We start from the raw sequence: 14573 nt of genomic DNA, 5'->3' as shown, positions 1-14573 counted from the left end.
CGTTGGATTTATAGGTTTAATACCCGTTTTTCAACGAAAGGTGTTTTTATTTGTCTCATTTTTTTAGGTCAGTGCGCTTCAACCCTAGTGTTTTTTGTATAGCTTGACTTTATAGTAGTTCTTTATTTTTCTTATAGGAACGCTTTAAAGAAATATAACTATATAAAAACCAAATTATACTAACACCTATTAATAAACTTAATATTTCAATCCATTCATTGAGATTTTTAGGTAAGTTTATGAAAATTAAATAGCATGTCATATATATAACGACAAATCCAATCGTTCTAATGGATATAACTTTTAATTCTTTTTTATAAGTCCTCTCTGTTGAAATGTTTGTATATTCGATGCCTGATATTATGTATCTTCCTGAAACATAGAAGAGGAAGATAGCGATGGCTATTAATAAGGCAAATTCTACGTCAAGATTAAAATATTTGTTACACATGATCATTACAATAAGTGAAATGAAAAGGATTACTGCGCCTTCCGAGAAAAAATATAACATCTTTTTTTCTTTATATTCATCATTTGGTAATAAGAAGGATATCCATGATTTCATTCTGTATCGACCTCCCAAAATAATTCATCTAAAGTTTTATTCAATTCCTTGGCTATTGCAACACACAACTGAAGACTTGGATTATATTCGCCCTTTTCAATAAGTCCAATCGTTTGTCTTGTTACACCAACTCTTTTTGCTAATTGCTCTTGAGTTATAGAGGCTTTAATCCTTGTTATTTTTACATTATTCTTCATTTTTTCCACCTTAGAAAATGTCATATATAATTTACATATGCAATTTATATATTACATACAGTGTGTCAGTAAGTCAATGAATTTCCAGATAAATCAAACTTATTTTTAATATCTTTTCTAGATATCATTTTAATAAGCAAAACTAATTCATATTTCAATCTAATTCCATCCCATTACGAAATGAATGCTTAAACAAATGCTTTTATAGAATCAAATATACAATTGATTTGAAAGGAGATTTTCCTATGCTTTGGCAAGAATAAAGATATGATGGAATTCACCATCAAGAATTTTATTCAATGACTTTAAACACAATTGATGGAAGGGGAAGAAACGATGTCAAAACATCCGCTGGAAAAGTGGGGAGGAATGGTTGGAAACAAAGGTTCACGTTGGGTAACCGTTTTACTCTGGATAGTAGTCGTAGCTATTTTATCAATGACCTTACCACAGATTAACAGTATAGAAAACTACGGTGGAAGTGACTTGCCGAAAGAGGTTATGAGCGAACAAGCAAATGCCCTCATAGAAGAACAATTTCCCTCCGATTCCGGTATTCCATTATTAATTGTCTGGTATAAAGAGGCTGGACTGGGTCATAAGGATCTACAGTCTATTCAAGAGTTGTATAAGCAGTTAGGCGAGCAACCTTTACATGAACAAACATCTCTTCCACCTATTGTAGCTTTGCCAACAGAGGCTTTATTAGGAACTGTTTCAAATAATGGTTCTTCCATTGTTACGCCGATTTTCTTCGATGAAAAGGCGAATACGGATACGATTAAAGAAGGCTTACAAAAAATTGAAGAAATGACGGAAGAAACTTTTGGGGTAAATCCATATGATACAAAACTAGAAGAATCAGGTTTGCATGCCCGTTTCTCAGGTCCTGCGGGTATTTCGGTTGATGCGACCAATTTATTTATGCAAGCGGATATTAAACTATTAATTGCGACAGTCATTTTAATTTTAGTATTACTAATTGTCATTTACCGTTCACCATTATTGGCGGTTACCCCTCTAATTGTAGTAGGGATTGCTTATGGAGCAATTAGCCCTTTGTTAGGGTGGTTTGCTGAAAATGGATGGATTGATAAAGATGCACAAGCGGTTTCGATTATGACCGTTCTGCTATTTGGTGCTGGAACAGATTACTGTCTTTTTTTAATTAGCCGTTATCGTGAAAAGTTACTTGTTGTTGAAAATAAATTTGAAGCCTTACGTCTAGCAATGAAAGAGTCGGGCGGAGCAATTATGATGAGTGCTTTAACGGTCTTTATAGGTTTAGCTACCCTTGGTTTAGCTGATTACGGTGCATTCCAACGTTTTGCAGTGCCATTTAGTTTTGCGATTTTCGTTATGGGAATCGCAGCTTTAACAGTATTACCAGCCATTTTATCTATATTAGGACGTATAGCCTTTTTCCCATTTGTTCCTCGGACAGAGCGGATGGAGCGTCTGAGGGCTGAAGTGAAAAACAAACCTTATAAAGAGCCAAAACTTAAGCATCTTGTTATGGCGAAAGTCGGTGACTATGTAACAAAGAAACCGTGGTTAGTTATTATAGTCACAGGTATCGTATTAGGTGGTCTAGCGATTACTTCTACTCAAATTAAATATAATTATGATTTATTATCATCATTCCCAGAGGATATGCCATCACAGGAAGGCTTTACATTAATTGCAGAAAATTTTTCCCCTGGTGAATTAGCGCCTGTTCAAATTATCGTTGATACAAAAGGGGAAGCGGTTCATTTAACAGACCAAATTGCAGCGCTTCCATACATTGATGTAGTAAGTGAGCCAACTTTTGGAGAAAAGGACTCCAATATTCAGCTTTATGAAGCGGATCTAAATGAAAATCCGTATTCTACGGAAGCGATGGATTTAATACCAGATTTAAAAACCGACATAGAAAAAATGCTAGAAGAGGCTGGTATTGAACAAGCGAATAAAAGCTATTGGATTGGTGGAGAAACAGCAGCACAAGTGGATACAAAAACGGTTCAGGAACGGGATGAATCTATTATTCAACCGGTCATGGTAGTAATCATAGCGATTTTATTATTATTGTATTTACGTTCTGTTCCGGCAACGATTTATCTAGTAGGCACTGTATTAATATCCTTCTTTGCTGCATTAGGTTTAGGGTGGTTAGTACTGACAACTTTCTTTGGAGCGGAATCGATTGCGAGCGCGTTGCCGTTATATTCCTTTGTGTTTTTAATTGCCCTTGGTGAGGATTACAACATCTTTATGATTTCAGAAGTTTGGCAAAATCGTAAAACCCAAAGCATTAAAGAAGCAGTCAAAAATGGGGTTGCTCAAACCGGTTCAGTTATCACATCGGCAGGTTTAATACTAGCTGGTACATTTGCTGTTTTAACAACATTACCAATTCAGCTTTTAGTTCAGTTTGGGATTATTACAGCAATTGGCGTTTTAATCGATACATTTATTGTCCGGCCATTATTAGTACCTGCAATTACCACAGTATTAGGTCGTTGGGCTTTTTGGCCAGGTAATTTATTTAAAAAGGAAGATTAACCATTACATTATGTCCAACACTATTCATCTGATATTTACTTATTGTCCATTACACCCGATGAATATTTCATGTAAATTAATAATAATTTAAGAGGATTCGATCATCGTTCATCGAAAAATCCAATAGGGATAATTATAAACTTTTAGTTAGGGGTGTATGGGAATGACAGTTGAACAAAAAGTGAAAGAATTACATCATTTTATTAACGGTGAGTTAGTAGCAGGTAAAAGTGGTCGTTTTTCCAATGTGTATAATCCATCAACGGGGGAAGTCATTGCACAAGTTCCTCTTGCTGCAAAGGAAGAAGTGAAAAACGCCATAGAGATGGCAAAAAAGGCATTCCCTGAATGGAGAAATACTTCCAGTGGAAAACGGGCAGAAATTGTGATGAGATTCCGTCAGTTAGTGAAGGAAAACGAAGAAGAACTAATCCAAGTGATTTGTACGGAAAGTGGCAAAACAAAGGAGGATGCTAAGGGAGAGATTACCCGTGGTTTAGAGTCAGTAGATTTGGCCATTAATGCTCCCCATCTTTTAAAGGGAGACTATTCAGTTAACGTAGGTGGAAATATTAATGCCTATTCAACAAAATCCCCTATAGGGGTTGTGGCAGCCATTTCTCCTTTTAACTTTCCTGTAATGGTACCCTTCGCCCAAACAAGCATGGCGGTTGCCGTAGGGAATGCTGTTATTTTAAAGCCGTCTGAAAAGGTGCCAATGTCTGCGCTGTTTTTCTCGGAATTATGGAAAAGAGCGGGATTACCTGATGGTATTTGGACGGTTATAAATGGCGACAAAGAAGCGGTTGATGAATTGTTAGCAAATCCAACTGTTCAAGCAATTTCCTTTGTAGGTTCCACACCTGTTGCAGAGTATATTTATCAAACTGGTACAAGTTACAATAAACGGGTTGCAGCCTTTGGTGGTGGGAAAAACTTTATGATTGTAATGCCTGATGCCGATTTAGAAAAAACAGCAAATGCCTTTATTGGAGCCGCATATGGTGCAGCGTCACAACGTTGTATGGCCATTTCAGGTGCGATGGTAGTAGGGAAAGAAACGGCGGATCAATTGGTTGCTATTTTAAAGGAAATGATTGAGAACTTAAAAGTAGGATCTTATACAGATGAAGAAGTTGATTTTGGTCCGGTTATTACGCAACAATCAAAGGATGCGGTTATCGGTTATATTAATCGGAGCATTGAAGAAGGGGCAAAGGTAGTAGTAGACGGACGAAATCCAACTATTTGCCAAACATCAAAAGGGTTTTATTTAGGACCAACGTTATTAGATGAAATTACACCTTCTATGGAAGTTTTCCAACAAGAAGTATTTGGACCTGCCCGCATCGTCGTCCGGGTTGAATCTTTACAAGAAGCGATCGATTTAATAAACGATCATGAACTAGGAAATGGTGTGACGATCTTTACGAATAATGGCGCAGCAGCTCGGAAATTCCAGGAAGAAATAGAAGTGGGGATGGTTGGAGTGAATGTACCCATTCCAATCCCAGTTGGATATTACAATTTCGGCGGGTGGAAACGTTCCAAGTTTGGTGAAGGCTTTATGTTTGGTCCTGATCAAGCTCGCTTCTTTACAAAAAGTAAAACAATATCTGAAAAGTGGTTGAATGGGGATGACGAAACGTCCACAACTTTCGCTTTTCCTAGCAACTCGACAAAATAAATTTTAAGCATGGTCTTCCATAGGGAGGATCATGTTTTTATTTTGAAGAAATTTTACCACTACTTTTGTCAGAAAATTTAAATTATAATATACGTAACTTCCTTTTCTACAAGAGAGGTGTGTGCCAATTGAGTCATTATTCCTTACTAGTTCGTGATATTTTAAAAAATAAACACTTTTATCAAGCAGAAGTTGTCGCTGGTGATGGCGGACTTCATAATACGATTAAATGGGTGCATGTCCTTGAAGTGTCAAATGTTCAAAAACTATTAAAAGGACAGGAGCTCATTTTAACAACCGGTGTCAGTTTTCAACATCATCAAGACCACTTTTTACAATTTGTTATAGGGCTTATCGAAGCAAAATGTGCCGGACTTTGCATTGAATATGGAGCATATATTCAAAAAGTGCCGGAAGAGATTATTCAATTAGCAAACGACCATCAATTTCCCATCATCGTTTTTCATGAAGAAGTTCCTTTTGTTGAAATTACCCAAGACCTACATACCCTTATTATTAACCACCAATATTCCATGATCGCTAAATTAGAAAACTACTCCCAATTACTAAATAAAGAAACTTTACATGCGCAAAATAGTGAACAGTTATTAAAACCTTTATATGAATATTTGAAAATCCAAACGATTTACGAAGTAGAAGGTAAAGATCCAATTTTCTATCCGAATATGGCAAAGAAACAAAGGGAAGCTCTCCTCCAAAAGAAGTTAAATCGGAATGATAGTACCCAATTTATAACAAAACCGATTTATCTGTTCGAACATATTTTTGGAGAAATAACGTTATATAGTGAAGAGAAGGAAATAACCGAGTTTGAGCTCCTCATTTTAGACAGAACGATAACAGCTTTAGCCCAGCTGTTACTTAGGGATTTATATGTGGATGAAAGGAAAAGGAAAGAGGATGCAAAATGGTTAGAGGAATGGTTGGAGGGGGCCCATACCGAATCGGAAATTAAACAATTTTTATTAGCGGAATGGCCAAGCTTTAGGCAAACGGATAGTACAGTACTTATTCTTTCCCTGCCGAGAAACGAAAAAAATCAACAATTGGATCGGACCTATTTTAAATTAAATTGCCATACGATTTTTGATAAAAAGGGTTTTCTTTCTTTTGTCATTGAAAGGAAAAATGATTTTATTTTCATATTATTGAACCGTCAAGATACTGATTCGATGAAGATGAGATTACAAGATTGTCTCGTGAAACTCGAAACATCTAATTTAATCGAAGGTCAAGAAATGGCAGTGGGCAAGTTTGTAAAGGAGTTAACGAAGGTTCATGAAAGTTACAAAAGTGCCCAGGATACGTTATATATTATTCGACATGTTGAAACGGACTCTTCCTTTTATGATGAGTTATATGTATTCCAACTTATTTATCAAATGCAAAAGCATACGAATTTACAAGAAATGATGGAAGAATTGCTTCAACCATTAATCGATTTTGATGAAAAGCATAATGGTCAGTTAGTGGAGACTTTAGAAATTTATTTACAGTCGAATGGTTCTAAACAAGAGACGGCAAAAAAATTATATATCGTAAGGCAAACGTTATACCATCGATTACGAAAAATTGAAAGTTTAATAGGTAAGGATTTTATGAAAGGTGAAAATCGCCTTGCTTTAGAATGGATGCTTTTTGCGCGGAAGTTTATAAAAAGAACTTAAAATTCGTGAGTCAAACCATTTTACTTACTGTTTAATTTCTATTGTTTTATTTTACATTTTGTTACATGAAAATACCCTCTATCTTCTTCATAATATGTGTAAAACAAAGCGTTAATGGGGTATGTATTAATGCTAACAAGATAGGAGTGGGCATGGATGTTGGATACGAATTTAGGAAAAGAATTACTAGAAAAGGATGAAATGTACGTTTGGCATTCGATGAAACCGTATAATCCTAATGGAACGCTAGTTGTGGAGAAATCAAAAGGTGCCCGTATAACGGATGTGGATGGAAAAGAATATATTGATGCAATGGCTGGGTTGTTTTGTGTCAATGTTGGGTATGGTCGGGAGGAATTGGCAAAGGCAGCTTATGATCAAATGGTTTCTAACGCTTATACACCATTATCCCAAGGACATGTTCCTTCTATAAACCTAGCAGAAAAGTTAAATGAACTTCTTGGTGGAGATTACGTTATTTTCTTTTCGAATAGCGGTTCAGAGGCAAACGAGACTGCCTTTAAAATTGTCCGACAATATCATCAGCAACAAGGTAACAGTTCTCGTCTAAAAATACTCTCCCGTTATCGTGCTTACCATGGTAATTCAATGGGCGCATTAGCAGCAACTGGCCAAGCGGAGCGGAAATATAAATACGAACCACTAGCTCCTGGATTTCTTCACGTTTCTCCGCCCGACTCCTATCGAAATAATGAAGACGAGTATACAGATATTTTCAATATTCCGAGTGTAAAAGAAGTGGATCGGGTGATGACATGGGAGCATAGTGATACAATAGCAGCGATGATTTTAGAACCGATTATTACCGGAGGAGGAGCTCTAATACCTCCAGAAGGTTATTTAAAAGGAATCGAAGCAACTTGTAAAAAACATGGTGCATTAATGATAGTAGATGAAGTGATTTGCGGTTTTGGTCGGACTGGAAAGCCCTTTGGATTTATGAATTACGGAGTACAGCCGGATATCATTACAATGGCGAAGGGACTTACTAGTGCATATTTACCTTTATCAGCTACGGCAGTAAAACGGGAAATATATGAAGCGTTCACAGATAGTGGAGACTACGATTTCTTTCGACATGTGAACACGTTCGGTGGAAGCCCAGCAGCTTGTGCATTGGCATTGAAAAACTTAGAAATTATGGAAGAGGAAAAACTGTTTGAGCGTTCTGCAACAAAAGGAACGGAAATGTTGAAGACGTTACAAGCTCGATTAAGTAGCCATCCTTTTGTTGGGGATGTACGGGGTAAAGGGTTATTGATTGGGATTGAATTAGTAAAAGATAAAGAAACAAAGGAACCTATTGAAGTTGAATCGATTAACAAAGTAATAGCGATTTGTAAGGAGAAAGGAGTAATTATCGGTAAAAATGGTACTACAGTTGCTGGATTTAATAATGTTCTCCTTCTATCGCCCCCACTAAATATCTCAGATGAAGATATTCAGGTTGTAATCGATACTTTAGTAGAAGCAATTTATGAGCTGAAGGAATAAAGGGAAAAGCAGAATGATTCATTTCATTCTGCTTTTTGTATCCCTAAACATAGGAATTTCTCAACAAATTATTTGTAATGAAGTAGAAAAATGAAATTATTTCCCGAGAAATGTTTTATTTTGCGAAATAGAACAGATAGTGGGGAAACGTTGATACTTCAATACTTTTAGCTTCCAATGCTGAAATTTTGTCGAATTAAATTTCTCTGTTGGTACAGTTTGTCTGGTTAATAGAAGTAATTTCTAATAAGGTATTAAAAGATGATATAAGCAAAAAAAGTAAATAGAGTTAAAATAAAAGAAGGAAAATAAACTACATACAACAAAGGAGTTTCATCATGACGAAAAAAATTTATGTAATTCATGAAAATGATGACTGGACTCGTCATTTAACAAAAAGATTAGAAGAGTTGAATTTACCTTATGAAACTTGGCATTTAGATGAAGGAATTGTTAATTTAAATGAAGCACCACCTGAAGGCGTATTTTATAATCGAATGAGTGCTTCTTCCCACACTCGTAACCATCGTTTTGCTCCTGAACTAACAGGTGCGGTAATTGATTGGTTAGAGTTTTATGGCAAAAGAGTGTTAAATGGCAGTAACGCCCTTCGATTAGAATTAAGTAAAGTAAAACAATATACGCAATTAGAAAAATACGGTATTCGTGTACCAAAAACAGTAGCGGCTGTTGGGAAAAATCAAATTATGGAAGCTGCTAAATCATTAAATACATTACCGTTCATTACAAAACATAACCGTGCAGGTAAAGGGTTAGGGGTTCAATTATTCTATTCTTTAGAAGCGTTGCAAGAGTATTTAGATAGCCCAGCATTTGAAGAACCCGTCGATGGGATTACTCTCGTTCAACAATATGTAAAATCTCCAGATCAGCATATAACGCGTGTGGAATTTGTTGGTGGGGAGTATGTCTACTCTGTACGAGTTGATACTTCAGAAGGTTTCGAATTATGTCCTGCGGATGCTTGTCAAATTGGAGACTTATTCTGTCCGGTTGGAGAAGAGCCAAAAGATCAAATGAAGTTTAAAATTGTAGATAATTCTCGGACAGAACTCATCGAAAAATATCAACAGTTCTTAAAAGGAAATGGCATTGATGTAGCGGGTATTGAATTTATCGTAGATGAAGAAGGTACTGTATATACTTACGATGTGAATACAAATACAAACTACAACTCTGATGCAGAAGAGGAAGCTCAGAAATTCGCAATGCTTGAATTAGCGAAATTGTTAGGTAGAGAGTTAGAGAATATATAATAGCTGAAAAGGCATCTCCTGTTAAAGCTTTTGCTTTAAAGGAGGTGTTTTTAGTAGAAATTAAAATGTAGGTAGTAAGAGAAAGTAAATCCTTTTAAAATAAAAGGAGTAAAACTTAATGGAAAATTGAGGAGCCTAATCAAATGACTTTAAGACAACAATTGGAACAATACTATCCGTACAATGAACAAGAAGCGAAGGATCAAGAATTGATGTTACGATATATGGATACCTTCGATAATTTACTAACAAGGGAAAATGAATTTGCCCATTTTACAGCTTCTGCATGGCTTGTGAATAAAGAGAGTACAAAAGTATTGATGGTCTATCATAACATTTACCAATCTTGGTCATGGGTTGGTGGACATGCGGATGGGGAAGCGGACTTATTGCATGTAGCATTAAAAGAAGCGATGGAGGAAACAGGACTTACGAACGTCCACGCTGTATCCGATGAGATTTATTCTATAGAAATATTAGGAGTTCCAGCCCATGTGAAAAAGGGAAAACATGTCGCAACCCACGTTCATTTAAATGTAACGTATTTATTAGAAGCGGATGAACAGGACGAAACCTTTATTAAACCGGATGAAAATAGTGATATCGGTTGGTTTGAATTAAGTAAAGCTATCGAAGTTTGTACAGAACCAGATATGAAAGTTGTGTATCAAAAATTAAATGAAAAACTTGATCGAAATTAATAAAGGTAGCGTCTCGTTAGGAGATGCTACCTTTTTCTTATGGGAAAGTTAGTTATAAGTCTATTTCTTTCTCTTTGGAAGAAAACAAATAGTGATGATACGTTTTTTTAAAGGAGAGAATGATACCAATTAACATAAAATTCGATAATAAGGAACTTCCACCATAACTTACAAAAGGCAGCGTAACGCCGGTTATCGGTAAGATCCCCATTGTCATACTAATGTTTTGGAAGATTTGAAAGGTGAATAAACCGATGATTCCTGCACCTACCGTATAGGCAAATGAATCATTCGTTTTCATGATGATAGTAATGAGCCGAAAAAGAAATAAAAAGTACAGTAAAATGACAAAAGTACAACCGATAAAACCTACTTCTTCAGCGATAGTAGAAAAAATAAAATCCGTATGTTTTTCAGGTATGTATACATCATTGTTTAGAAAGCCTTTCCCGGTAATTTCCCCTGACCTAATGGCTAACATTCCTTTTCTTGCTTGAAGGGAAGAATCCTCATATTCATAAGGGAAAAGCCAACCGTTAATCCTTGCTATTTGATGGGGGGATAATTGACCCATAATATGTTTCATGAAAAAATCGTGAAATTGAAAATATAAAATGATCAATGTTACTACAATACTGATAGGGATAGCAGTGAATGTTAGTAATAGTTTTTTATTAATCGTTGAAAAGTAGATCATAGGAATGATCAATGCTAAATAAAGCATTAACATACCTGTATCGGGTTGTTTATAAACGATAATCATTGGTGGTATGACAATCGCTGCGATTTTAGCAAGTAAATAACTATCCGAAATGAGTGTTTGTTTTGCTATTGAGTTTTGATGTTTTTCCATCGTTTTGGCAATGACTAATAAAAAGGCAAACTTTAAAAATTCAGAAGGCTGTAAAGTACCGATAAACTTAATTTTGTACCAAGCTTTTGCTCCATTAATTGGTTTTGCAATACTTTCAGGGGCAACAATTAATCCTATTAATAAAAGAAAGACAAATATATAAAACAACCAAGCAATCTTTTTTAACTGTTCTAAATCTAACATTGCTATAGCAATCATTAAGACAAAACCAATACAGTAGAAAATTATTTGCTTTATGACAAAAGAACCTGGGTATTGGGAAAATGATGCATTACTTGAGTAAATAAATAAACAACTAATAATGCCGAATAGTGCTAAGCATAAAATTATTTGTTTATCTAAATATTTGTTAATCATTTCGATTTGCTCCTAAACATCGGAATTTGGTTTCGATTTACTGAATATACATATATTTGAAACGCTAATAAAATACAAAATGTTCCATCACCGCTTGGGTAGGGGTGTTGTAATTACTTTGTGAAGGACTGATTTATCCACAATAAAAATTATAAATTTAAAACGTTTCATACGTACTATCCACAAAAAAACATTTTGCTTTAAACTTCGTTATAATTACAAAATTCGACCATTTTTCTTTGTGAAATTGAAATTATTTCCCTAGAAATGTCTCTTTTTTTCTTATATAGTTAAATTTTGTATTAATAGAGATTTGTTAATGAAAAGTTGTGACGATACATACTTTAATGTAAAAGAGGGAAAGGGGTGGACGGATGGCTATTGTCATATCAACCATTCATCTTAAAGGTGGCGTTGGAAAGACAACGACAACTGTAGGATTAGCAGAAATGCTAGCGTCGGAGTTTAAGAAAAAGGTATTAATTGTTGATCTTGACCCCCAAACTCACGCAACAATGATGTTGCTTGGTGAACAACGTTGGATGGAATTAAATCAAGATGGATATACGTTAGCGACGATGTTTGAAGAAGCGTTAGACCCAGACGATAAAAAATTTATACTTGAGAAAACATTGCAAAAAAACGTGTCCAATATTCATACAGTGCAAACGATTGATCTTCTCCCATCTAGTCTGGACTTAATTGGCATTCAAGATGTATTAGCTAAAATGCCGACGGGGCCATTTTACTCCAACAATCCAATTGAAATTTTAAAAAATGCTATCCGTCCAATTAAGTATGACTATGACTATATTTTAATTGATTGCCCCCCAAACCTTAGCCTTATTACATTAAACGGAATTCGAATTTCGAATGGATATATTACGCCTACCATACCAGACATATTGTCTTCGTACGGAATTTCCCATGTGATGAATCGTGTGGATGAATTTGCCGATAATATGGATATGAAAATTGAACATTTGGGCATTGTTGTAACAAAATATAAAGAAAACTCAAAAGTACATAGAATTACTTTAGAGCAATTAAAAAGTATGAACATTCATGTGTTTAGACGACTATTTAAAGAAACGAACCAAATGGCAAAAGCGGCGGATTACTACGTATCTTATTCAACTTTCAAACAGAAATGGGGAAAAGACAGTTCATTTCATGCATTTTATTATTTGGCAAAGGAAATAATCGAAATGTATGAAGGATGATAATGATATGGATTATAGTTTGGCTGGAAATCCCATTTTTATTTCCAAAATAATCGAGCCGAAGATGGACAAACTACTATTGAAAAGTTAAAGCTTTGTTGAAAGCGACCTTACTTTTCAAACATATCAATGGGGAGGATAGCAATGCCAAATAAAGAAGCGAATAATACTAGGTCCAATTGTCAAGGGAACGTTTGTGGAACGGAGAAGATTCCAATGAATCGAAATCGTCAATCCAAAAACAGTAGTGAAGAGTTTGCTTCTGAAATTCATATCAATGCAAATTTAGAACAAACCCATTCGAACAATGCCTTCGAAAAAAGGTCAAAAAGACAATTAGAAAGTGAACGCACTGCCTGGAATTAAAGTGTTATTTGGCGCTGTCGGAAACCTGCGATATTAGGGACTAAAGTTTTTCTTTAGTCCCTTTTTGATGGTTTTTAAAAAAATATTTTCCATATTTGTTTAAAAATTAATCCTACTATATTACTATAATAGTATAAGGTTTAATCGGAATGAAATAAATTTAAGGAAGTACCTATAGTAATGAAAAAAACAAATATAAAAATTATTTTAGTTCTTTCAGCTTTATTAGTTTTATTCTTTACATCATTTAGTGTTTATACGACAAATGTAAATATACGAAGTACAGTTGAAGAGGCGATTACCAATCAAAATTTGGAGACGGCTAAAACCATTTCAGAACGATTTGATATTGAAACATATAAAAAATTTTTAAAGAGTCCGCAAAAAAATAATTACTATTGGAAAATTAATAATGACTTAAATAATATTAGAGAAAAAATTGGTGCTCTTTTTGTTTATACAATAGAAGTAGATAGTCCAAAAGTGATGAAAACAATGGTTGCAGGGCTACCTGCTGATAAACAGAAATCCTTTAAAATCGGGAAACTGACGAATGTTCCAAAAAAGCTTGTGAAGATGGCATATTATGAATGCAAGCCATTTACAACAAATATGATAAAAGATCCGGACTATGGAACGTATTTAACAGTAGCAGCACCCATTATAGATGATTCTAATAATGTGCTTGGATATGTTGGTATTGATATTAGTGTGGAAGATATTAATGAAGTAAAAACAAGTGTTTTAGAAAATAATATTATCATTTTTATTTTTAATGCGTTATTTATTTTCATTATGATTACTTGCTTTTATTTCATTCAAAGATGGTATCAAAAGGCAGTTGTAAGAGAAGTTGAATATACCGAGGATACATACCAAGAGGAAATAAAAACGTTAATTACATCTGTTTCTTCATTAAGACATGACATGACAAATCATCTCCAAGTTATACATGGTCTTTTAATCATTGGGGCTGTCGACAAAGCCCAACAATATGTTAATTCCCTAGTTAATGAAGTCCAGTTAATTAAATCAGTATCCGTCGATTCCACAATCGAACATCCTGGATTGGCTATTCTATTGCAAACGAAAAAACTGGCTACAAATAACCATCAAATTAATATGACGACTTCCGTTGACCCGAACCCATTTGATCGAATTAAATCAACGGATATGATTAAAATATTGTCTAACTTAATTGATAATGCGATGGATGCAACAAATGAGTTGCCAGAAGAGCTCCGTCAAATAACAGTTAGCTGTGAAGCAACGGATTGCCATTATATTTTTGAAATAAAAAATACCGGGCCAAAAGTTCCCGAATGTGAAGAAATTTTTAAACAGGGCTTTTCTACAAAACATGCCGAAAAGGGAAAAACAAGAGGCCAAGGCTTGTTTATCGTAAAGGAAGTAGTAGAGAAGTATAATGGCGAAATCGCCCTCTACTCTACAAACGACTATGAAACAATTGCAAGGGTAAAAATTCCCCTTAAATAAAATGCAGATAAACAATCAAAATAGAATAAATGGCCCTAAAATATGGTTCAAATAAAAAGTTTACGGCCTATATAAAAGG

12 protein-coding genes are annotated in these 14573 nt (G+C 34.8%); 9 read left to right on the top strand and 3 right to left on the bottom strand.

Annotated features, from left to right (window positions below):
* Positions 1-109 precede the first annotated feature (109 nt).
* Positions 110-565: a DUF3278 domain-containing protein gene (locus ACH0B5_RS10280; protein WP_406927792.1), complete on the bottom strand. Its 456-nt coding sequence runs from the start codon at positions 563-565 to the stop codon at positions 110-112.
* On the bottom strand, positions 562-762 hold the full coding sequence (locus ACH0B5_RS10275) for a helix-turn-helix transcriptional regulator (protein WP_122972808.1): 201 nt from the start codon (positions 760-762) through the stop codon (positions 562-564). Before ACH0B5_RS10275 ends, ACH0B5_RS10280 begins: the two co-directional genes overlap by 4 nt.
* A 336-nt stretch (positions 763-1098) precedes the next feature.
* Here ACH0B5_RS10275 and ACH0B5_RS10270 point away from each other — a divergent pair, with 336 nt between their 5' ends.
* The 6 genes from ACH0B5_RS10270 to ACH0B5_RS10245 all read left to right on the top strand — a co-directional run bounded on the left by ACH0B5_RS10270 (position 1099) and on the right by ACH0B5_RS10245 (position 10177).
* Positions 1099-3309: an MMPL family transporter gene (locus ACH0B5_RS10270; protein ID WP_122972809.1), complete on the top strand. Its 2211-nt coding sequence runs from the start codon at positions 1099-1101 to the stop codon at positions 3307-3309.
* Between the two features lie 163 nt (positions 3310-3472).
* Positions 3473-4996, top strand: a complete 1524-nt coding sequence (locus ACH0B5_RS10265; protein WP_406927791.1) for a CoA-acylating methylmalonate-semialdehyde dehydrogenase — start codon at positions 3473-3475, stop codon at positions 4994-4996.
* A gap of 128 nt (positions 4997-5124) precedes the next feature.
* Positions 5125-6684 (top strand): PucR family transcriptional regulator, encoded by a 1560-nt coding sequence (locus ACH0B5_RS10260; protein WP_122972811.1) that lies wholly within the window; start codon positions 5125-5127, stop codon positions 6682-6684.
* Between the two features lie 156 nt (positions 6685-6840).
* On the top strand, positions 6841-8199 hold the full coding sequence (locus tag ACH0B5_RS10255; RefSeq protein WP_122972812.1) for an aspartate aminotransferase family protein: 1359 nt from the start codon (positions 6841-6843) through the stop codon (positions 8197-8199).
* A 338-nt stretch (positions 8200-8537) separates the two neighbouring features.
* The gene (locus ACH0B5_RS10250; RefSeq protein ID WP_122972813.1) at positions 8538-9476 is read left to right on the top strand and encodes an ATP-grasp domain-containing protein; all 939 of its coding nucleotides are present in this window, start codon (positions 8538-8540) and stop codon (positions 9474-9476) included.
* A gap of 143 nt (positions 9477-9619) precedes the next feature.
* Positions 9620-10177 (top strand): NUDIX hydrolase, encoded by a 558-nt coding sequence (locus ACH0B5_RS10245; RefSeq protein WP_406927790.1) that lies wholly within the window; start codon positions 9620-9622, stop codon positions 10175-10177.
* Positions 10178-10229: 52 nt separating this feature from the next.
* On the opposite strand, the gene ACH0B5_RS10240 is transcribed toward ACH0B5_RS10245, so the two are convergent.
* Positions 10230-11408, bottom strand: coding sequence for an FtsW/RodA/SpoVE family cell cycle protein (locus tag ACH0B5_RS10240; RefSeq protein ID WP_341361568.1), 1179 nt, complete (start codon positions 11406-11408; stop codon positions 10230-10232).
* Positions 11409-11782: 374 nt separating this feature from the next.
* Between ACH0B5_RS10240 and ACH0B5_RS10235 the strand changes: the two genes are divergently transcribed.
* From ACH0B5_RS10235 to ACH0B5_RS10225, 3 genes are all read left to right on the top strand, one after another.
* Positions 11783-12631: a ParA family protein gene (locus tag ACH0B5_RS10235; protein ID WP_341361569.1), complete on the top strand. Its 849-nt coding sequence runs from the start codon at positions 11783-11785 to the stop codon at positions 12629-12631.
* 144 nt (positions 12632-12775) lie between these two features.
* Positions 12776-12997: a DUF1540 domain-containing protein gene (locus tag ACH0B5_RS10230; protein ID WP_341361570.1), complete on the top strand. Its 222-nt coding sequence runs from the start codon at positions 12776-12778 to the stop codon at positions 12995-12997.
* 180 nt (positions 12998-13177) lie between these two features.
* The gene (locus tag ACH0B5_RS10225; RefSeq protein ID WP_341361571.1) at positions 13178-14494 is read left to right on the top strand and encodes an ATP-binding protein; all 1317 of its coding nucleotides are present in this window, start codon (positions 13178-13180) and stop codon (positions 14492-14494) included.
* Positions 14495-14573: the final 79 nt, after the last annotated feature.

Source organism: Ureibacillus sp. 179-F W5.1 NHS (assembly GCF_045369345.1).
Taxonomy (GTDB): Bacteria; Bacillota; Bacilli; order Bacillales_A; family Planococcaceae; genus Ureibacillus; species Ureibacillus halotolerans.
This window is presented reverse-complemented; position numbering and strand designations above follow the sequence as displayed.